The organism is Clostridium sp. DL1XJH146, assembly GCF_054819755.1.
Genome location: NZ_JBTVVN010000003.1, coordinates 109,617 through 130,863, shown reverse-complemented (window position 1 = coordinate 130,863; position 21,247 = coordinate 109,617). Strand labels below are relative to the sequence as shown.

Here is a 21,247-nt window from a genome sequence, read left to right as displayed (position 1 = left end):
ATTTTGATGAAAAATAGGTTGAAAAGATTCCTTTTAATGGTTTTAATAATAACATCAATAATTACTAATGGGAGCATATTATTTCTAATCAATTATCAGGTTAATAAAAATATTGAAAAAACAAAAGAATCTACTATTAAAGATATAGAAAAAATTGTTTTAGAGTTTGATAGAAAGATAATGCAGATGGAAAAAGAAATTAATTTACACGGATATTCTGTAATAAAATATGTATCAGGGGAACTAATTGAAGAGGGTATACTAAAAGAAAATGTTAATAGTTCTTACTTAGAGGGATTATGCAGTGAGTATGAAATTGATGACATATATTTAGTAAGAGACGATGGTAAAATATATAAGAGCACTGATCCTAGAATGTTGTATATGAACATTTTCCAGATGCCGGATTATCTAACAAATAATATTAAAGAAATTTATGGTAAGGGGGAGGTTTGTACTCAACGCGTTATACCAGAAATTAATACGGGCAAATTGAATAAATACTATTTTTATAATCCAAAGGATACGGATTTAATTATAGGAATAGCTATTGATTTTAATTCATATATAGAGGAGCATAACTATAAAAGTTATAATAAAGAATTATTAGCTGATATTTTATTAGATCCAAGTTTGAATAAAACACATGTAAATGAAATAGATGTATATGACTTAAGTAATGATATTGGTTGGTCTGTAATGAGGTCGAAAAAAACATTAAGTAAAGATATAAATTTCATTGAAAAACTTCGACTAGAAGATACAATTGTTGAGAATAATAAAGGACAAGTTGCTATATATGATTATCAAGAAAATGATGAAGGTAGGCCTTATTGTATTGAAGTAAAAATGGATTTTACTATAATTTATGATGTGCTTTATAAAGTTATGATTATCATTTTAATCATGAGTATAATACTTGTATTAGTTCTATACCCAATTATATTTAGATATTTTATTATTAATTTTAATGACAGAATAGAAATAATTAATAGGCAATTAAATAAGCTTAGTAATGGTGATTACAGTATTGATGGTGAATATGATAAGAGCCCTTCTAGATTACATATTAAAGATAGTGATGAATTACAAAATATTATTTATAATATTGATGAATTAAGGGATAATATAGAAACACGTGAAAATGAATTAAAGTCACAGCTAAGCTATATAAAATGTTTAATAGATACTGTTCCAGTACCAATGTTCACTAAAAATTCTTTAGGAATTTATAGCGATTGTAATATAGCTTATATGAAAGCGTTTAGCATATCAGAGGATTATCTAAAAGATAAGAAGTGTTTAGAATTTTTTTCAGAAGAATTGAAGAGAACAATTAAGGAAACAGATAAGTATTTATTAAAAAACGGAGGAGAAAAATTCACTAATGAAAAAATTGTTTACGCCGATGGTTCAGTTCATGACATAGTCTTATGTAAAAGCACATATGTAAACGCTGATGGTTCAATAGCTGGCATAGTGGGTGTTTTTTATGACATAACCAGTAGATTAGAAGCTGAAAAAAATAAAATGCTTTTAGAAGAGACTATAGAATTAGATAGAATAAAAACTGAATTTTTTGCAAATATATCTCATGAATTCAAAACACCAATAAATATTATACTATCATCAATACAACTTATTGAACTTTATTTAAATAAGAAAGATGATAATTTAGATATTTCTAAAATAATAAAATATACTAATGTAATGAAGCAAAATGACTATAGATTGATTAGGCTAGTAAATAATTTTATTGATGTTATAAAATTAGATTCAGGATATATAGAAGCAGATTTAAAAAATCTAAATATTGTAGAAATAGTTGAGAATATTACGCTATCTGTTGTTTCTTTTATTGAGAATAATGGGATTGAAATTGAATTTGATACAAATTTGGAAGAGAAAATTGTAAGTTTTGATCCATATCATATGGAAAGAATATTATTGAATTTGATTTCTAATGCTATAAAGTTCACAAAACCAGGTGGCAAAATCACTGTAGTTATACAGGTTGAAGAAGAAGAAACTTATATTTTTGTAAGAGACACAGGTATAGGTATTGCAGAAGATAAACAAGAAATTATATTCAAAAAATATATCCAAATAGATAAAAGCTTAACAAGAGAACATGAAGGTAGTGGAATAGGATTATCTATAGTCAAGAATTTAGTGGAGCTAAACGGAGGCGAAATTAGTGTCAATAGTAAATTGGGAAAAGGGTCTGAATTTATAATAAAAATACCTAATAAAGTGATAGAAACAAGTAGCCAGGAAAAAACTAATAATTATAATTCTTTAGTAGAAAGGATATCTATTGAATTTTCTGATATTATATCTAGTTAATATTAAAGTCTTATTTTTTAGTAAGATATATAGGAAAATTTAATGTAATACATTCAAAAAATACTATTAAAAATTAATGACTATATAAAACATAGACTTAATCGTAATAGTATTTTTTTGACCATTCTTCTAATGCATCTAATGCAGGCAGAAGATCTTGACCTTTTTCTGTAAGGCTATATTCTACTCTAGGAGGAACCTCAGGGTAAATTTTTTTGCAGATCAAACCATGTTGTTCCAATTCTGATAATTTTTCTGTTAATACTTTTTGACTAACACCACAAGTAATACGTTGAAGTTCTAAAAATCGTTTGGGTTCATCTTCTAAGTGGCATAATATAACTGATTTCCACTTACCACGTATAAAGTCCATAGCGAGGTCAAGATGACAGACATAATTTTTATTATTGTATTTAAGCATTGGACACCTACTTTTTAGAGTTGATTGATATAAATTATAACATATAGAATATACAAGTAAATAGTAGATAGGTAATAAATTTATATGCTATGAGTTATTGAAATTACTTAAGACTTACCAAAAGGTAAGCTATCTAACGAAAAAGTGCGTACTTTCCATGTGAAAATATATGTTATATACTTTCAATATAGAAACAAAAGGATTTATTTCAAAAAATAATGGAGGGTTTAATAATGAAGGTTGTAGCTTTTAACGGAAGTCCGAAAAAAGAAGGAAATACTTATCACGCAATAAAACTAGTTACTGAAGAACTTAAAAAAGAAGGCATTGAAACTGAAATAATTCATGTTGGGAATAAAACAATAAGAGGATGTGCTGCTTGTGGTATGTGCTCAAAAAATAAAGATGAAAAGTGTATTATTAAAGATGATGAAGTAAATGAGTGGATTCAAAAAATGAAGGAAGCAGATGGAATTATACTAGGATCACCAGTTCATTATTCAGCTATTGGAGGAACAATGAAAGCTTTTTTAGATAGAGCATTTTTAGTAACTAGTGTCAATAGTGGAATGTTGAGACATAAGGTAGGAGCACCTGTAGTTGCAGTAAGACGTTCAGGAGGCGTTCCAACATTCAATCAACTGAATAATTATCTTAATTATTCAGAAATGGCAATACCAACTTCAAACTATTGGAATGTTATTCATGGAACAGAGCCAGGGGAAGCTCTTCAAGATGAAGAAGGTATTCAAATTATGAGAGTACTTGGTAAAAATATGGCATGGCTTATGAAAATAGTAGAAAACGGAAAAGATAGGGTAGAAGAAACTGAAAAAGAGGAAAAGATATTTACTAATTTTATTAGATAACTAATTTTATTTTGGGCAGTTATTTATTATGAATTTGATGTTTTATTTAAAAGGAAACTGAGCAGTAAAGAGATTTGCGTAAAGTAAATCTCTTTACTGCTTTTTTATTATATATTTTTATAAAAGATAGAAATAAAAATTTTCTGTAAAAAAGTCTATTTTAATATAGTTGTGACATTAGTATTATATAATAGCATTATCTTATTTATTAATATTGATATTATATAGTTATTTTCTTTAAATATTTATATAACTTATCTTAGATACATATAGATTTTAAATAATATGAATAAAATTTCAATGTAAAATATATATAGAAAGGAATAAACAGGCATGTTAACTTTATATATGATTTTATCAGCAATGTACCTTGTCCTAAGTTTTTCAATATTTACAAAAGATTCAAGATGGGTAAATAGATGTTTTGCTTTAATGGCTTTAAATTTATCTTTTTTCTCTTTCATGAGTGGATGGTACACTATTAGGATGAATAATTATAATGGTAGATTTATGTTTTTAGTATTGATTATTTTAGATATTATATTTTACTACAATATGCTAATTTTTGTTATTCTACTAACAGAACATCAAAATTGGTTTAATAAATTATGGAAAAAAATAGTTTTTTCGTTACCTATGCTAGTTGCTATTTATGTTTATACAATTTGGAATTATGACCCTCTGGAATTTTCTACAGTTATAAGAGGAGAATATTTATTTAAAAATATACAGTATGGATATTTTTATAATACATATTTTTATATATATTATAGTGTAGTTGGAATACTTTCATTAGTTTTACTTTTAAATTGGTATATAAAAGCGACCTTAAAGAGAAAGAAAAGACAAGCTATGATTATATTTATTGCTACGATATTAGCGTTGATTGTAGGTACGGTTATAGATTATTATGTGCTTCCATCTACAGAAGGGATAAATTTAGACCCAGCCCGTATAGTACCACACATTGACCCTTTTATGGTAATAATAACTGCAATTCCATGTATAGCTATTACATATGCAATGAAGAAGTATAAAATGATGAACGTTGAACCTAAAAGTTTAGCGGTAGAAATCGCTGGATTAATGTATGAAGGTATTTTTGTTCTAAATCATAAAGGAGTAATTGAATATGCTAATGATGGAGCTAGGAAGATGCTTGGATTTGAAAACAAAGAGTTATTAAATCAGAATATTTCCTTAGTTATAAAAAAAGATTATGAAAAATTGAAAGTAAAAAATATAAATAGTAGAGAAATCAAAATAACAACTAAAGATAATAAGGAAATTCCAGTTTTATTATCATCAACTATGAGTTGGGATGATTTTGATGAAATAGTAAGTATTGTATTAATATTCCAAAACATATCTCAAATGAAAGATATCCAGAATAAAGTTATAGAAATGAATAATGATTTAGAAAAAATTGTTACTGAAAGAACTAATAATCTAAATAAGACTAATAAAAAACTAGAGGTTGAAATCCTAAAGAGAATAGATGTTGAAAAAGATATAAAGTTTATGGCAAATCATGATTATTTAACTGGACTCTCTAATCGTAGATATTTAATGGAACAGTTCACAACACCTGTTGACCCTAATGAAAAGTTAGCTATTATTTATATGGATATTGATTCATTTAAAAATATAAATGATTCACTTGGACACACAATTGGTGATGAGATTTTGTTAGAAGTAGGAAATAGACTAAATAAAATCATCAAAAAACCTAGTATAGTTGGAAGAATTGGTGGAGATGAATTCTTATTTTTGATTAATGATTTTAAAAGTAGTGAAGAATTAGTTAAAATACTTGATGATATATTACATTGTTTTGATGATACATTTGAAATTGAGCAAGAAAAAATAGCAGTGTCTACAAGTTTAGGGGTGGCTATTTACCCTGAAGATGGTGAAGATTTTGTAACGCTTATGAAAAATGCGGATATTTCATTGTATAGTGCAAAGGCTGAAGGAAAGAAAAGGTACAAGATCTGTAGTGAGGAATTAAAAGAGCAGGTTAATGAAGAATTAAAGTTAATAAGCAATCTTGAAAATGCATTAGAGAACAAAGAAATTGAAGCTTATTATCAACCTAAAGTTAATCAATCTACGGGTAAAATTATTGGATTTGAAGCCTTAGCTAGATGGAATAATAGTGAGTTTGGGGCTGTAAGTCCTGTTAAATTCATTCCTATTGCAGAAAAAACAGGGATAATAGTAGAAATAGGAGAGTATATATTAAGAACTGCTTGTGAAAGAATGAAAATCTGGGTGGATAGAGGATATAACGACTGGGTGATGTCTGCCAATATATCTGTTATTCAAATAAGAAAAGATAACTTTGTAGAAAGAATAAAATTAATTATAGACCAAACTGGATTAGAATATAAAAACTTAGAATTAGAAGTTACCGAAAGTTTACTTATTAAGAATAATGATTCTATAATAAATAAGTTAGTAGAATTACAAAACATGGGTATTAAAATATCTATGGATGATTTTGGTACAGAATATTCATCCTTGAGTTATTTGAAATACTTACCAGTGAATAAGATTAAAATTGCACGTGAATTTGTTTCACAGATTAATATAAATAAAAAGGATGAAGCAATTATAAAATTAACTTTAAATTTGATTAAGGAATTTGGTTTTGAAGTAATTGCAGAGGGCGTAGAAACATTAGAGCAAGCCGAGTTTTTAAGAAAATTAGGATGTGATGAAATTCAAGGATACTATTATTATAAGCCTATGCCTTGGAAACTAGTAGAAATGGCAATAGAAGAAAAAGAGATAGAGAAAAATTAATTTATAGAAATTAAAAGTAAAATGGCATAATATCAAACAATACTAGAATAATAGTGTTATAATATATCAATAGTTTCATAATGATAACATTATAACTAAGTTTAAAATAAATTTAAGCTGAGGTATTAAATTTGGAGGGGTAAAGATTTATGTCTGATAAAAATATTGAAATGATGAAGAAAATTTTAGAGAAGAAAAAAGAGCAACAGAATAAAAAACAAAATTTTACAACCAATAAAAAAATTGGTTCAACAAGTGCAGCAAAGAATAATATGAAAACACGTGGGTCAAATAATAAAGTTTAAATAAATTTTATAAAACAGGAGATTATATAATGGAATTTAAATCATCGGTTATGGATATTATTAAGAGTAGACGTTCAGTAAGAACTTATTCTGACAGAAATATTGAACAAAAAAAGAAAGAAATTATGAAAGTGAGCATAGAGAGTTTAAATAATGAAAACTTTAGATTTGAAATAATAGACTTCAATTTTAAAGAAGGCGAAAAACTTGGTACCTATGGAATGATTAAAGGGGCATCTACTTATATTATAGGAATATTAGATGAAAAATTCACCTTTGATAAAGAAATAGCTGTAGATTTTGGGTATGCTTTCGAAAAAATCGTACTAAAGGCGACAGATCTTGATTTGGGAACATGCTGGATGGCTGGTACATTTAAAAGTAAAGATTTGATAGATGTTGTTGATTTAAAAGATGAAGAACAAATAGTTATGGTATCACCTCTTGGATATGGTGATAAAGTAAGAGCTACAGAAAAGCTTGCAAGAATAATAGCAAAATCAGATAAACGTAAACCTTGGGAAGAGTTGTTTTTTGAAGATGATTTTAATAATAGTTTACGGAAAGAGAACGCAGGAGAGTATTCTGATGTATTAGATATGGTCAGAATAGCTCCATCTGCAGGTAATACTCAGCCTTGGCGTATATTGAAAATAGACAATAGATATGATATTTATATAGCTAAGACATCATTTTCTGAAAAAGAAAAACAGAAAATTAATGTAAGTTACAATGATATAGGAATAGCAAAGCTTCACTTCGAATACTCAGCTAATGAAAAAAAATTAGCAGGGAATTGGATTGTAAATAAAGAATATGCGAGTAAAGAGGAAAAGTTTTCTTATGTGTGTAGTTGGCAAATGAATAATAAATAATATTGAATATTGAGATCCAGTATCAAAAGTTGATACTGGGTTTTGACTGTATGTTAAGATAATTTTACAAATATTATATTGCGAAATATAAATGTGTATGCTAGCATATGAGTATATTGCAATATACTCATATTTAAGGCGGTGTATTATAAATGACAGAGATATTTAAAACCCTTGGAGATGAAAATAGGCTTAGGATCTTAAATTTACTTATGCATGATGAATTGTGCGTTTGTGAAATTGAAGTAATTCTCCAAATAACACAATCAAATGCTTCTAGACATCTAAGTAAACTTAAAAGAATAGATATAATAAGTTCTTCAAAAGATGCTCAATGGATACATTATAAAACAAGCGAGGAATTTAAGAAGCAAAATAAATTAATATTTCAATACCTAGAAGAAAAATTTTTTGTTAATAAACTATTTCTTAATGATTTAGAAAGATACAAAAGATATAAAGAACAAAACTTGAACTGTAAGTTCATCACTGAGGATAAAGAAAATGTATTGAATCTTATAAAATAAAAAAGAGTACAAAAGATGATTATAAAATAGCATTACATAGGAGGATTTAAAATGAATGATAAAAAAGTTATAAAAGCAGCTGATGGAATGGGCATATTTGGAAGATATTTAACAGTCTGGGTAGCACTTTGTATTGTTGTTGGAGTAATGATTGGCAGGTGGATACCGGCCATACCACAAACTCTTAGTAAATTTGAATATGCCAAGGTTTCTATTCCAGTAGCTATACTAATTTGGTTAATGATTTATCCAATGATGCTTAAAATTGATTTTACTAGTATTGTTGAAGCTACTAAGAAGCCTAAAGGATTAACTATAACATGTGTGACTAATTGGCTTATAAAACCTTTTACAATGTATTTGATAGCTGCCTTTTTCTTGAAAGTTGTATTTAAAGCTTGGATAGGACCAGACTTAGCAAACGATTATCTAGCTGGAGCAGTGCTTTTAGGAGCTGCACCTTGTACTGCAATGGTATTTGTATGGAGCCATCTTACAGAAGGAGACCCCGCTTATACTTTAGTCCAAGTCGCGGTAAATGATTTGATACTTTTAATTGCATTTACACCAATTGTTGCTTTCTTACTGGGAGTAAGTGATGTAGCAGTGCCTTATGATACTTTATTTTTGTCAGTAGTATTGTTTGTAGTAATACCACTAGTTGGCGGCTATCTATCAAGAAAATACATAATAAAGAACAAAGGGCAAAATTATTTTGAAAATAAATTTATTAAGAAATTTGACAATACAACTATTATAGGATTGTTATTAACTTTGGTTATTATATTCTCTTTCCAAGGAGAAATAATTTTAAACAATCCATTCCATATTTTACTTATTGCAGTACCATTAATAATACAAACATTTTTTATTTTTTTTATAGCGTATTTATGGTCCAAAGTATGGAAACTTGACCATAGCATTGCTGCACCAGCAGCCATGATTGGTGCAAGTAATTTCTTTGAACTAGCAGTAGCAGTTGCAATTTCACTCTTTGGACTGCAATCAGGAGCTACACTTGCAACTGTGGTTGGTGTATTAGTAGAAGTACCGGTTATGCTGACACTTGTGAAAATAGCTAATAGAACAAAAGGATGGTTTAAGTAGAGCAAATACAAAATGTACTATACGCTAATATTAATTTAAAGATATAGATATTAATAATATAATTTGGTGTAGTGGGTACTATACTTCATACTTAAAGGAGCGATATATATGAGAATAGTTGTTATTGGTGCTGTTGCTGCGGGGACTTCAGCTGTAGCAAAGGCTAGAAGAAATGATGATGAAGCAGATATAGTTATATATGAAAAAGATCAGGATATTTCTTATTCAGGGTGCGGACTTCCTTACTATATTGGAGGAGAAATAGAAGATATAGGAGAACTTACTCCAAGAGATCCTTTATTTTTTAAGAAAAAGTATGACATTGATGTTTTGACAGGATATGAGGTGTTGAAAATTGATGCAAGAACTAAGGAGTTGACTGTTAAAAATTTATATTTCGGTGAGATATTTGTTGATAAATATGATAAATTGGTTATTGCAACAGGAGCAACTCCATTTGTTCCAAATATAGAAGGTATTGAGAAGGATAATGTATTTTTCCTTAGAAACGTTCAAAGTGCTAGAGTTATTAGGAATTTTATAGAGAAGAAACAGCCTAAACATGCAGTGATTGCAGGAACTGGATTTATAGGTTTTGAAATGCTTGAAAATTTAATGGCTGATGATATAAATGTTACCATAGTTGAAATGCAAGGTAAGATTACTCCTAATCTTGATATAGATATGGCTCAATTCTTAGAAAATGCTTTACTTAAGAAAAACATATCTATATTGAAAAATGCAATTATAACTAAAATATTAGAAGATAAAGTAATACTTAAAGATGGAAGAGAATTAAAAAGTGATATGGTTATTATGGCTACAGGTGTAAGGCCTAATGTGGCTTTAGCAGAGGCAGCCGGCGTAGAATGTGGAATAACAAGAGCTATAAAAGTAAGTGAAGCTATGGAAACTAATATAAAAGATATTTATGCTTGTGGAGATTGTATAGAAACTTTCTCAGCTATTACAGGAAAACCAGTTTATAGACCACTTGGTTCTACTGCTAATAAAACTGGAAGAATAGCTGGTGATGCATTGACAGGTGGAAGGCTACGATATAAAGGAAATTTAAGTACTGGAATATTTAAATTATTTGACATGACTATAGCAAGTACAGGTTTGTCAGAGAGAGAGGCTTTAGAAGAAGGCTATAATATTGAGATAATACATAATATAAAACCAGATAAACCCGCTTATTTCCATGGGAAGGAAATGGTTATAAAGGCTATAGCAGATAAGAATACACAAAAAATATTAGGTGTACAAATAATAGGATATGAAGGAGTGGATAAGAGAGTTGATGTATTTGCTACACTTATAACTTATGGAGCAAAAGTAGATGAATTATTTCATTTAGATTTAGCTTATGCACCACCTTTTTCTACAACTAAGGATCCAGTACATTATACTGGAATGATATTAGATAACGCTATTAATAATAATAGACCTATAATTACATCAAAAAAGGTTCAAGCTTTAGTAGACAAAGGAGACAATCTTCAAATAGTAGATTCCAGAATAAGTAAACAATATAATGAGGCACATATGGATTCAGCTATAAATTTGCCACATAGTAATTTGAGATATAGGCTAGAAACTTTAGATAAGGAAAAGTTAACAATAACTTATTGTAATAAAGGTGTTACTGGAAATGCAGCCCAAAATATATTGATTAATCGTGGATTTAAAAAAGTTTATAATCTATCAGGGGGACATAAATTTTATAAAGGAAGCAAACAGAAATAGAATTAATATAATAAAAGTGCCAGGTACCAATCATTATAATAATCTAAATATAAAAGAGTACTATATCTATTAGAACTCTTTTATATTTCTTTAAATTGGAATTATTACAATTTATGATAAATATATTTTATTCGTGTATTGATGTTAAAATCACTTCGAATTTATTCATATTATCTTCAATATATGATCGTACCTGGCCATGATGAAGGTCTACAATGCTTTTTACAATAGCAAGCCCAAGACCATTACCGTTTTTAATTGTATCTAATTGATAAAAGCTATTCCAAATATTATCTAATTCATTTTTTGGAATTAAGGGACCTGAATTTGATATAGTAAATTTAACTTTATCTGATAAGTTTATTAAATTAACAATGATTTGTCCACTTTGGTTTACATATTTAAAGGCATTGCTAGTTAAATTAATTATTACTTGTGCTAGACGTAAGGAATCACCGTATACTATACAATTTTCATCCATATTAAGAATAACATCAATAGATCTTTTATTGGTAATATATTCGTGCCTTTCAAGAGCATTTTCTATCAATATATTGAATTCAACTTCTTCTTTTTTCATTGTGAATGTTCTAGATTGGTAGCAAGATAAGTCAAGCAAATCTATTATAAGCTGATTCATTCTTTTGCCTTCATCTAGAATAACTTCATAATAGTAATTTAGATCTTCCTTAGTTTTTGGTATACCTCTATGTAATCCATCTGCGTATCCAAGTATTATGCTTATAGGATTTTTTAGTTCATGGGATACATCTGATACAAATCTTCGGCGCATAGTCTCTAAACTTTTTTCTTTAGATAATTCTTTTGATAGTTGTTCATTACTCTCATTTAAGGCTTCAATATTTTTAGATAGCTCTTTAGCCATTATATTGACACTTACAATCAATTGGCCTATTTCATCCGAGCCTCTTTCTACTAGGGGATCTTGAAAATTAAGAGAAGCGATTTTCTCAGCAGCATCTTTTAACGTTACAACAGGACGGGTGATACGGCTCGAAAAGAAAAGTATAATGAGGAATGCTATGATATAGATTAAAGCAGTGGTAATAGTCAAAAAAAACATAAATGTTTGTTGCATTTCACTAATTATACCTAAGTGTTTTACTATAATTAGAAGGTTTCCATTATTAAGAAAACGTCCATATAGAATTTTAGAACCATCTACATCTTCGCTATTGGTAACGGTAAAATAGCCGTTTTTAATATTAGTACTAGCGTTATTTTCTATTAATTCTAATTCAGCATTGGTGATTATTTCATCATTATTACCTAGCATATGTTTATCTCTTGGTGGAAGGTCATCATTAATAAGGATAACATTACCACCGGTAGCACCTGTTAGTTCTTTTGATATACGAAAATTATTATCATTATCATAATCAAGATATTTGGCGGACTCATGAATTATATTTGATTTATTGATTTGAATAAAGAAATTATCGATGAAAAAGTAATTTATAACAATTAGAATAGTTAGCATCAAGAAAAATATTCCTGAATAGATTAATAACAGTTTAGTTCTAATGGATTTAATTTTCAGGGATTTCAAGTTTATATCCAACTCCTCTAACGGTTTTGATAATAGTACTATAATCACCTAATTTTGCTCTTAATGTTTTTATGTGAGTGTCTACAGTTCGGGGGTCTCCATAGTAATCATAACCCCAAATTCTATCAAGGATTGTAGCTCTTTCTAATGTGATGTTTTTATGATACATAAGTAATTCTAATATTTTAAATTCTCTTTGTGTTAAATTTAAATTTTCTTCATCAATTCTAGCTTCACTATTTGTAAAATCAATATTTAAATTATTAATTGTAAGTGTTTTAGGTTTAAATGTCTGATATTTTCGAAGACATGCTTTTATTCTTGCAACTAAAATTTCATAAGTGAAGGGTTTAGTTATAAAATCATCAGCACCGAGGTCCAAGCCTTTTACTTCATCATAAGTTTGATTTAATGCTGTAAGAAAAATAATAGGGGTGTTAGTTACTTTTCTGATTTCTTTTATTGTTTCAAACCCATCCATTTTAGGCATACGGATATCTAGTAGTATAAGGTCAAAATTATTTTGTGCAATAATTTTATTCAGGCCATCTATACCGTCTTTTCCTTCAACTATGTCAAAGCCTTCATTTTTTAAATAATCACCGATTATTCTTCTTACTTTTTCTTCATCGTCAATGATAATAATTTTCATGTTTTCACCTCAATTTTATTGTTTGTTATCTTTGGTATTCTCAAATACATCTTCAAATATATTTTCAATAATGGTATTTATTATAAATCATATCATGGTTTCTTTTGTATGTCTTATAGAGTTTTTGGTAAACCTGTTTATATCACTAGTTTTCTGAATAAATATAAATAATGTTATGAAGAGGATATGCTATATGAAAATTATATAGAAACTGTGTGAAATTATTGTGAAGTATAGTAAAGGAAGTGCTTCTGCTAGAAAAGGCGGAGATAATATGTTTAACTCTGTACGTTTAGTTAGAACTATAAGTGAATAAAATATAATATATAACATAAAAATAAGGATGCCCAAGGTATCCTTATTTTAGTTATCTCATTTTATTAGATTATATTTTCTTTACAAATTCAGATTTTAAGCTCATAGCTCCGAAGCCATCAATTTTACAATCAATATTATGGTCACCATCAACCAATCTTATATTTTTAACTTTTGTACCTTTTTTTAAAGCTGACGAACTTCCTTTTACTTTAAGATCTTTAATTATAGTTACTGAATCACCATCATTTAAAATATTTCCGTTGGAATCTTTGATGATTTTCTCATTTTCCTTGTTTTCATTTTCTGTTGTTAAAGTCCACTCATATCCACATTCTGGGCAAATAAAAATATTTCCATCTTCATAAGTGTATTCTGAATTACATTCAGGGCAATTTGGTAAATTGTTCATAAATTAATTTCCTCCGTCGTTTTATAATCATTTACCATTATAGCAGATAAAAGTGCATGGCACCAAATACGTCAAAAGAGTAGATACCCAAAATACTGTTGCTTTATAAAGCAGTATTTTTATTTCATCATTAATAGTGTAAAAAAAATGGAGAAAATTGATAAAAAATTGATATTGTTGTTGAAAAAATCTACATATATGGTAAAATAGTATTAAATAATAATAAATATTGATTACAAAGTGTTATTGATGTTTTGGTGGGGGGATACTATGAATATAAAAATTAATAATGAAAAATTATACTATGCTTATTTATCAGGGGCAAAAGAAGTTATGATTAATAAGAACGATTTAAATAAAATAAATGTATTTCCTGTTGCTGATGGAGATACAGGAAGTAATCTTTATTCAACAATGAACTCTATAATTAAAGATTCTAAATTAGGACAATCTATAAAACATACAGTTGAATCAATAGCCGATGCTGCACTTGGTGGGGCAAGAGGTAATTCAGGAATAATTTTTGCTCAATATCTTCAGGGAATTAGCGATGAAATAGAAAATGAGAATCACTTAACAATGGATAATTTTATAAAAGCAAATAAAAACGCAGTTAATTATGCATATAATGCTATTGCAAATCCTGTTGAAGGTACTATGGTTACTGTAATAAAAGCTTGGTCAGAAGCTTTAAATAAATTTAAGCAAAATAATTTTGATATGATTGAAGTTTTAAATCATTCATATAAACAATTAGAAGAAGCTGTGAAAAATACACCTAATCAGCTAAATGTTTTAAAAAAGGCATCTGTAGTAGATTCAGGAGCTAAAGGTTTTACTATTTTTATAAAAGGATTTATAGATTTTTTGAAGAGTGACAATGAAAAATTGGATTTTTATGAGGATAATATTGAGGAGGAAGACTTAATTGTTGATGTGAAAGAACATACACATAATCATGAAGAAATAACTTTTAGATATTGTACTGAAGCTTTAATAGAAGGTGAAAATATAGATGTTAGCAAAATAAAAAAATTGCTTAGTGATGTTGGAGATTCATTAGTTGTAGCTGGCAGTAGTAAAAAAGTTAGAGTGCATATTCATACAGACAAGCCTTACGAGGTTTTTGAAATTATGGATAAAATAGGAAAGATTATATATCAAAAAGCTGATGATATGAAAAAACAAAAGGATATAGTGGAAAATAGAAAAAATGATATAGCAATACTAACAGATTCTATAGCAGATTTGCCGCAAGAATTTATAGATGAAAATCAGATACATGTAATTAATCTAAATATAATTATGCAAGATATTAATTACTTTGATAAGCTTACAATCACCAATAAAAAGATTCTTGAATATGCGAATAATAATGAAAAATTACCGACAACATCTCAACCAGATTTCAAATCGGTAGAAAATATATTTCAATATCTATCAACTTATTATAAGTCAATAATTGTTCTGACAGTATCTAAAGAACTCAGCGGAACTTATAGTATTATTAGTAATGTTGCTAAGAAATTTAATGATGAAAATAAAGATAAAAAAATATCAGTAATAGACTCAAAACAAAACTCAGGGGCAGAAGGTCTCTTAGTAATGGAATTAGTTGATGAAATAAATAAGAAAAAGAGTCACAATGATATAGTACAAGCTATAGAAGAAAAGGTAGCAAAAACTAAAATTCTAGTTAATGTTAAGAAAATAGATAATATGATTAAATCAGGAAGATTAAGTATAAATGCAGGAAAGGTAGCTAAATTTATAAATATGAAGCCTATTATTACTTTAGACAATGATGGCAGAGGAGCTTTAGAATCTATTGCTTTTAGTAATAAAGGAAGTTTAAATAAAACAGTAAAATCTATAAAAAGGGTATTAAAGGAAAATAAGATAAAGGAATACTCGATAGTGCATGTTAACAATGAAGAAGAAGCAAATATCTGGGCAAATATTTTTGAAAAAATCATTGGCAAAAAACCAAACTATATAGATAAAACTTCTTCGATAATAGCCATAGGAGCAGGCGATGGAGCTGTTGCTATTTCTTATATTACTGAATAGAGATGGGATTAGGGTTTAGACCATATTTTAAAATAATTGCACTCTACAATCTGAAAATAACACTTATTAAAGTGAAACCTTATCTCAAAAACAATAATATAAATATCAACAATATTCTAAAACAGAGGTTTTAAAAAAAAGGGGAATTAGAAAATGATTTATTTACAAACAGCGTTAGTTTTACTAGTGTATTTCACTATAGTTTTTATAATAGGACAATTTTTAGAGAATAACTCCATTGTTGATATGGCTTGGGGATTAGGATTTGTTATTGTTGCTATATTTACTTTCTTCATGGGAGGACATTATACCGTAAGAAGTATAGTGACGCTTATATTAGTATCTATTTGGGGCATGAGATTATTTTATCATATAGCTCGTAGAAATATTGGTAAGCGGGAAGATTTTAGATATGTCAATATGAGAAAAAATTGGGGTACAAAATTTGTGAGAGTAAAGGCATTTTTTAATGTTTATTTTCTCCAAATGGTACTTATGTATATAATTTCATTGACAATAATTCTAATAAACAACTCAAGTGATGCTACGTTACATATATTAGACTTTGTTGGTATTTTAGTTTGGATTATAGGATATATTTTTGAAGCTGTGGGAGACTATCAGTTAAAGATGTTCATAAAGGATAAAGCCAACAAAGGTAAGCTTATGAAGTATGGTCTGTGGAAATATACTAGACATCCAAATTATTTTGGTGAAGCTACAATGTGGTGGGGAATATTTATTATAGGATTATCAGTGAGTGGAGGACTATATGGAATGATAAGTCCAATAGTAATAACTTACTTATTAGTATTTGTATCTGGAGTTCCGTTGCTTGAGAAAAAATACAAAGATAGAGAAGATTTTAAAGAATATATGAAGGAGACTAGTATTTTTATACCTTGGTTTCCTAAAAAGAAGAAGAGGTGAAGTATGAATATTGTAAAAAGTTATTTAGTAACGTTCATTGTGTTTATGAGCATAGATTTAATTTGGCTAGGTGTTGTTGCAAAAAATCTCTACTCTAGAGAATTAGGATATATAATGAGCCCAAAACCAAATTGGCTGGCTGCTATAATTTTCTATCTTTTATTTGTAGGGGGAATAGTATTCTTTGTTCTAAATCCTGCCCTAGCTAAAGAAAGCTGGAAATATGCGCTATTTGTAGGAATGTTATTTGGATTTATAACCTACTCAACTTATGACCTAACAAATCTTGCTACATTAAAAGATTGGCCAATACTAATTACTTTTGTAGACCTAGTCTGGGGAACAACTCTAGGAGGAATAACGGCTGTTTTAAGTTATTTTATTGTGAATAAATTTTAATATAAAAATCATCAATAAAGGTGGATTATTGTGATTAAAAATCAGTGGTACGGAATATTGGATTCAAAGGAAGTAAGAGTGAACAAGCCTATTGGGGTAACACGTCTTGGAGAAAAGTTAGTGCTTTGGAGAAGTGAAGATGGCAAAGTGAATTGTATTTTTGACCAGTGTTGCCACAGAGGTGCTGCATTAAGTGCTGGCAAAGTAGTGCATGATAAAGTTGTTTGTCCATTTCACGGCTTTGAATATGATGCATCTGGTAAGGTGATTTCAATACCGGCTAATGGTAAAAATAATCTAGTTCAGGATAGATATAGAGTAAATGCATATAAGGTAGAGGATAAATACGGTATAATTTGGTTATGGTATGGAGAATATCAAGAAGATTTGCCTGAGATACCATTTTTTAAAGAATTACGAGAAGGCTTTTCATATGGAAGCTTTTCAGAGACTTGGCCAGTTCATTATACAAGAGCTATTGAAAATCAATTAGATGTTGTTCATTTACCTTTTGTACATGCATCATCTATTGGTAGAGGAAATAAAACTCTAGTAAATGGACCTGTTGTTAAATGGAAAGATAATTTAATGACATTCTACGTGAATAATGTTGTAGATGATGGCAATGTACAACCATTAAAACCAAAGGAAATTGAAAATTATGAAGACCTTTTTAGCCTTCAACTGCAGATTCCTAATACATGGCAAAATATTATTAGTGATAAAATTAGAATAGTGGCAATTTTTGCTCCTATAGATGATGAAAATACTCATATATATCTTAGATTTTATCAAAAATTTATGAATGTACCTATACTTAAAGAAATCGTTAATGGAATGAGCAGTATTAGCAATAAATATATTCTTCATCAAGATAGAAGAGTTGTTTTGACACAAATACCTAAGAAATCTGAGCTTAAAATGGGTGAAAATCTTATTCAAGGAGATGCACCAATTATTGAATATCGTAGAAAAAGAGCTATTCTTAAGGGTGAACCCAATAGTAAATAGTGCAAAGTATAAAGAGCGAGTCTGAAATTGTGCATGATTTCAAACTCGTTCTTTATAATATTAATGGAGGTAATAAAGTTGTATAATATAAGGTATATTATTATATACAAAGGAGTTTGTTATGGGAAATAACTTATCAATAGATACTATAATATTTGATGCAGGGTGCGTACTATTTTATATTAAAGAATTTAGGTCTTCCATTACGAGACGGGTACTTTTATCATCGGGATACTCCAGTGAAGAAGCTGATTTTGCATTAAACAAAGGCGAAGAATTCGATAAAAAATACATAGATGAAGGTAATGTAATAATAGGATGGCAAGATGAAAAAGAGTGGTTTAAGAAAAGATATGATGTAATTGCAGAAACTATTGATAAGTCAAATTTTGAATTAGCAGAAAAATTGTATATGCTAGCCTTTGATACGTTTCAATACAAAATATACGATGAAACTAAAGAAGTTCTAGATAGACTAAAAGAAAAATATAGTTTGAGTGTGCTTTCTAATGCAACTACTAGTTTGGATTGGGCATTTGACCTTTTAGACTTGCGAAAATATTTTAAAGAAGTGATAATTTCTTCTTATGTTCAGTGTGCTAAGCCAGATAAAAAAATATTTAATATAGCCCTTGATAAAATTGGTGTACAAGCTGGGCAATGTATTTTTATTGATGATAGATTAGAAAATATAAAAAGTGCAGAAGAATTGGGTTTTAATGTATTTCATCTAGAACGTAAGAAAGGTATGACACTATATGATTTTGAGGAGTATTTGGCACATCAGGTGATTGGTACAGAATAGGCATGAATTACATAAAAATATAAGATAACAAACAAGCAAAAGTATGCAATTTAAAAAATCCATCCTATAGAAAAAAAGAAAGTGCCATCAGTTACTCATGTAGAATTGGTGGCACTTTGTATATTGTATTAGAAAAAATCCTTATCGTAATAATATATTACTAACATATTTATCTAGAGATAATTTAACTTTATGCATATCCTCATTCATAGGTAAAACTTCTAAGGTTTTATCTATGAAATTTCTTTCTTCTATTAGTTTAAGGCTCACAGGGAAGTTTATATCAAAAATCCAAGTTAGAGTAAGAAGTCTCATATCATATCTAGTTTTAAGCAATTTTGAATTTGAATTTCTAAAGTTTATTATATCATCTATTATTAATGGAGAGTATGTTTCGCTTTGTGAAAGATTATGTTCTAATGCAGGATTTAAATCAAGGTCAAGTTCTTCATAGTAATTTGTTAAAACCTTATATATATCGATTTTATCTGCATCTCGTATTAATTTAGAAAAAAATAGGCATTTGTCATTTTCGTCTAAGGGAAGCTTGTACATATTATGATAGTTTATAGCTTTTATTATTAGTTCTTCTTCCTCTTTTGGTAACCTACTAAGAATTTTTGTGGATTTTAAAATGTTAACACCAAGTTCAGCATGATTTTCTGAATTTGGATCGCTAAAAGTTTTATATTTTGTAAACTGATAAAATCTTCCGATATCATGGAATAAAGCTATTGTTTCTGCTATAAGAGTAGAATTTTCATCTAAGGATAAATCTTTTGTAATAATAGACATATTTTCTAATACTCTTAGTGTATGGTCTCTTTTTAATATTATATTTGTTTGAATAGTTTCATTTTTAGAATGAAATCTTTCTACATAATCAAAGAAAAAATCTTTAAAATGTAGTAAATCTTTTTTATCCAACTATATCACCTCACAATTATTAATTATACTATTTTATGTTAATAAAAGTATAAATTTTTTATTAATAATCTTGAAAAGTATATTGGATAGTATGTATATTTTTATCTTTTAATATAGTATTTATAGCGGTTTCTTAAATGAGCTAGTTTTTGCATGTTTTCTAGGGTTTTTTTCTTTGTTTTTAATGGACCAATTAATATATAATTTGATTAGGCACATTTGTTTGCTTGAACCAAATACGCTAAAACTTTATAAACATCCTAAACTATTAGAAAAAGTTTTGAAGATTTTGGTTTTGAAAAAAATAAAATAAAAGTGAGTGAGTTAAATGAAAGGAATTATAGTTTACTTTAGCGGTACAGGCAATACTAAGTTTGTTGCTATGCAAATAAAAAAATATTTTGAAGATGAAGGAGTTTCTGTGGATATATGTTCCATAGAAGATGATTTTAAAATAAAAGATAATTTATATGATTTTATTGTTTTTGGAAGTCCTAAACATTATGAGTATACACCGTACTTCTTTGAAAACTGGTTAGAAAACAATGTTCCAGTTTTTAAAAAGGAAACTCCAGTAATTCTGTATTTGACAGGTACAGCACCGACAAAAACTAGCTTTAATTCAGAAGAAGCTATATTAAAAAATAAAAATTGCAGAGTGGTTATTTCAAAAACTATAAGAATGCCAAATAATTATTTGATTAACTTTTTTAGCGGAACATCTCCAGATAATTTTAGTGCATATACTTTTGAGGCATCAACTTCAAGTAAGAAAATAGTTACTTGTTTTTTAAAAGGGGAAGTTTCTAAAGAGAAAGTTAGACCTCTAATGGCACATTTATGTAAAGATGTTAGCAAATATTTTGGAAAAAGGACAGGCAAGGCAGGAAAGCATTTTTCAGCAGATGATACCTGCATACAATGTGGTTTGTGTATTAAGTCATGTCCAACAAAGAATATTACTTTAGAAAACAACAGGATTACATTCAGTGATAAATGTATTATGTGTACTCGATGTATAAATATTTGTCCAAGCAATGCTATTATTTATAAAGAAAAGAAAGTACCACAGTATAGGTATCATATGGATAAAATAGCTTAGTAGAAAAAGTGATTAAATGATAAAAACAAACAAAAAATTTACACCTC

The 21,247-nt window shown here is 28.1% G+C and carries 19 protein-coding genes; 14 read left to right on the top strand and 5 right to left on the bottom strand.

The features are described from left to right. Positions 1–6: 6 nt before the first annotated feature. Positions 7–2,346, top strand: coding sequence for a PAS domain-containing sensor histidine kinase (locus tag ACVHXK_RS02970; protein ID WP_461204897.1), 2,340 nt, complete (start codon positions 7–9; stop codon positions 2,344–2,346). A 97-nt stretch (positions 2,347–2,443) separates the two neighbouring features. Here the strand turns inward: ACVHXK_RS02970 and ACVHXK_RS02965 are convergent, their stop codons facing one another. Then, a complete protein-coding gene (locus ACVHXK_RS02965; RefSeq protein ID WP_461204867.1) occupies positions 2,444–2,767 on the bottom strand; it encodes a winged helix-turn-helix transcriptional regulator in 324 nt (107 codons plus the stop codon). Between the two features lie 233 nt (positions 2,768–3,000). On the opposite strand from ACVHXK_RS02965, the gene ACVHXK_RS02960 reads away from it, so the two are divergent. The 7 genes from ACVHXK_RS02960 to ACVHXK_RS02930 all read left to right on the top strand — a co-directional run bounded on the left by ACVHXK_RS02960 (position 3,001) and on the right by ACVHXK_RS02930 (position 11,007). Then, positions 3,001–3,636 (top strand): flavodoxin family protein, encoded by a 636-nt coding sequence (locus ACVHXK_RS02960; RefSeq protein WP_461204866.1) that lies wholly within the window; start codon positions 3,001–3,003, stop codon positions 3,634–3,636. Between the two features lie 333 nt (positions 3,637–3,969). Continuing rightward, positions 3,970–6,444, top strand: a complete 2,475-nt coding sequence (locus ACVHXK_RS02955; RefSeq protein ID WP_461204865.1) for an EAL domain-containing protein — start codon at positions 3,970–3,972, stop codon at positions 6,442–6,444. Between the two features lie 149 nt (positions 6,445–6,593). Then, positions 6,594–6,749, top strand: a complete 156-nt coding sequence (locus ACVHXK_RS02950) for a hypothetical protein (RefSeq protein ID WP_461204864.1) — start codon at positions 6,594–6,596, stop codon at positions 6,747–6,749. 29 nt (positions 6,750–6,778) lie between these two features. Next, entirely contained in the window at positions 6,779–7,624 is an 846-nt protein-coding gene (locus ACVHXK_RS02945) for a nitroreductase family protein (RefSeq protein ID WP_461204863.1), read from the top strand. A gap of 152 nt (positions 7,625–7,776) precedes the next feature. Continuing rightward, a complete protein-coding gene (locus ACVHXK_RS02940; RefSeq protein WP_461204862.1) occupies positions 7,777–8,151 on the top strand; it encodes an ArsR/SmtB family transcription factor in 375 nt (124 codons plus the stop codon). A 51-nt stretch (positions 8,152–8,202) separates the two neighbouring features. Next, positions 8,203–9,258, top strand: coding sequence for an ACR3 family arsenite efflux transporter (gene arsB, locus ACVHXK_RS02935; RefSeq protein ID WP_461204861.1), 1,056 nt, complete (start codon positions 8,203–8,205; stop codon positions 9,256–9,258). Positions 9,259–9,366: 108 nt separating this feature from the next. Then, complete coding sequence (locus tag ACVHXK_RS02930; protein WP_461204860.1) at positions 9,367–11,007, top strand: FAD-dependent oxidoreductase; 1,641 nt, start codon at positions 9,367–9,369, stop codon at positions 11,005–11,007. A 127-nt stretch (positions 11,008–11,134) separates the two neighbouring features. Here the strand turns inward: ACVHXK_RS02930 and ACVHXK_RS02925 are convergent, their stop codons facing one another. The 3 genes from ACVHXK_RS02925 to ACVHXK_RS02915 form a co-directional block, all read right to left on the bottom strand. Continuing rightward, entirely contained in the window at positions 11,135–12,577 is a 1,443-nt protein-coding gene (locus ACVHXK_RS02925) for a sensor histidine kinase (RefSeq protein WP_461204859.1), read from the bottom strand. Further along, a complete protein-coding gene (locus ACVHXK_RS02920) occupies positions 12,558–13,229 on the bottom strand; it encodes a response regulator transcription factor (protein ID WP_461204858.1) in 672 nt (223 codons plus the stop codon). Before ACVHXK_RS02920 ends, ACVHXK_RS02925 begins: the two co-directional genes overlap by 20 nt. 385 nt (positions 13,230–13,614) lie before the next feature. After that, positions 13,615–13,956: a zinc ribbon domain-containing protein YjdM gene (locus ACVHXK_RS02915; protein ID WP_461204857.1), complete on the bottom strand. Its 342-nt coding sequence runs from the start codon at positions 13,954–13,956 to the stop codon at positions 13,615–13,617. Positions 13,957–14,226: 270 nt separating this feature from the next. Between ACVHXK_RS02915 and ACVHXK_RS02910 the strand changes: the two genes are divergently transcribed. The 5 genes from ACVHXK_RS02910 to ACVHXK_RS02890 all read left to right on the top strand — a co-directional run bounded on the left by ACVHXK_RS02910 (position 14,227) and on the right by ACVHXK_RS02890 (position 19,171). After that, positions 14,227–16,026, top strand: a complete 1,800-nt coding sequence (locus tag ACVHXK_RS02910) for a DAK2 domain-containing protein (protein WP_461204856.1) — start codon at positions 14,227–14,229, stop codon at positions 16,024–16,026. Between the two features lie 153 nt (positions 16,027–16,179). Further along, complete coding sequence (locus ACVHXK_RS02905) at positions 16,180–16,956, top strand: DUF1295 domain-containing protein (RefSeq protein WP_461204855.1); 777 nt, start codon at positions 16,180–16,182, stop codon at positions 16,954–16,956. A gap of 3 nt (positions 16,957–16,959) precedes the next feature. Further along, positions 16,960–17,355, top strand: coding sequence for a DUF2177 family protein (locus tag ACVHXK_RS02900; protein ID WP_461204854.1), 396 nt, complete (start codon positions 16,960–16,962; stop codon positions 17,353–17,355). 30 nt (positions 17,356–17,385) lie between these two features. Next, positions 17,386–18,366 carry a Rieske 2Fe-2S domain-containing protein gene (locus tag ACVHXK_RS02895; RefSeq protein ID WP_461204853.1) on the top strand — a complete coding sequence of 327 codons (981 nt, stop codon included), beginning with the start codon at positions 17,386–17,388 and terminating at the stop codon, positions 18,364–18,366. Between the two features lie 121 nt (positions 18,367–18,487). Beyond that, the gene (locus ACVHXK_RS02890) at positions 18,488–19,171 is read left to right on the top strand and encodes an HAD family hydrolase (protein WP_461204852.1); all 684 of its coding nucleotides are present in this window, start codon (positions 18,488–18,490) and stop codon (positions 19,169–19,171) included. A gap of 141 nt (positions 19,172–19,312) precedes the next feature. Here ACVHXK_RS02890 and ACVHXK_RS02885 read toward each other — a convergent pair whose 3' ends face one another. Then, a complete protein-coding gene (locus tag ACVHXK_RS02885; RefSeq protein WP_461204851.1) occupies positions 19,313–20,098 on the bottom strand; it encodes an HD domain-containing protein in 786 nt (261 codons plus the stop codon). Between the two features lie 328 nt (positions 20,099–20,426). On the opposite strand from ACVHXK_RS02885, the gene ACVHXK_RS02880 reads away from it, so the two are divergent. Then, complete coding sequence (locus tag ACVHXK_RS02880) at positions 20,427–21,200, top strand: EFR1 family ferrodoxin (protein WP_461204850.1); 774 nt, start codon at positions 20,427–20,429, stop codon at positions 21,198–21,200. The last annotated feature ends 47 nt before the right edge of the window (positions 21,201–21,247 follow it).

Excerpts from the sequence above, each read along its gene's own strand:
- arsB (WP_461204861.1), top strand. The coding sequence starts at position 8,203 with ATGAATGATAAAAAAGTTATAAAAGCAGCTGATGGAATGGGCATATTT.
- ACVHXK_RS02880 (WP_461204850.1), top strand. The coding sequence starts at position 20,427 with ATGAAAGGAATTATAGTTTACTTTAGCGGTACAGGCAATACTAAGTTT.
- ACVHXK_RS02960 (WP_461204866.1), top strand. The coding sequence starts at position 3,001 with ATGAAGGTTGTAGCTTTTAACGGAAGTCCGAAAAAAGAAGGAAATACT.
- ACVHXK_RS02945 (WP_461204863.1), top strand. The coding sequence starts at position 6,779 with ATGGAATTTAAATCATCGGTTATGGATATTATTAAGAGTAGACGTTCA.
- ACVHXK_RS02970 (WP_461204897.1), top strand. The coding sequence starts at position 7 with ATGAAAAATAGGTTGAAAAGATTCCTTTTAATGGTTTTAATAATAACA.
- ACVHXK_RS02950 (WP_461204864.1), top strand. The coding sequence starts at position 6,594 with ATGTCTGATAAAAATATTGAAATGATGAAGAAAATTTTAGAGAAGAAA.
- ACVHXK_RS02940 (WP_461204862.1), top strand. The coding sequence starts at position 7,777 with ATGACAGAGATATTTAAAACCCTTGGAGATGAAAATAGGCTTAGGATC.
- ACVHXK_RS02965 (WP_461204867.1), bottom strand. The coding sequence starts at position 2,767 with ATGCTTAAATACAATAATAAAAATTATGTCTGTCATCTTGACCTCGCT.
- ACVHXK_RS02890 (WP_461204852.1), top strand. The coding sequence starts at position 18,488 with ATGGGAAATAACTTATCAATAGATACTATAATATTTGATGCAGGGTGC.
- ACVHXK_RS02915 (WP_461204857.1), bottom strand. The coding sequence starts at position 13,956 with ATGAACAATTTACCAAATTGCCCTGAATGTAATTCAGAATACACTTAT.
- ACVHXK_RS02920 (WP_461204858.1), bottom strand. The coding sequence starts at position 13,229 with ATGAAAATTATTATCATTGACGATGAAGAAAAAGTAAGAAGAATAATC.
- ACVHXK_RS02910 (WP_461204856.1), top strand. The coding sequence starts at position 14,227 with ATGAATATAAAAATTAATAATGAAAAATTATACTATGCTTATTTATCA.
- ACVHXK_RS02900 (WP_461204854.1), top strand. The coding sequence starts at position 16,960 with ATGAATATTGTAAAAAGTTATTTAGTAACGTTCATTGTGTTTATGAGC.
- ACVHXK_RS02930 (WP_461204860.1), top strand. The coding sequence starts at position 9,367 with ATGAGAATAGTTGTTATTGGTGCTGTTGCTGCGGGGACTTCAGCTGTA.
- ACVHXK_RS02905 (WP_461204855.1), top strand. The coding sequence starts at position 16,180 with ATGATTTATTTACAAACAGCGTTAGTTTTACTAGTGTATTTCACTATA.
- ACVHXK_RS02955 (WP_461204865.1), top strand. The coding sequence starts at position 3,970 with ATGTTAACTTTATATATGATTTTATCAGCAATGTACCTTGTCCTAAGT.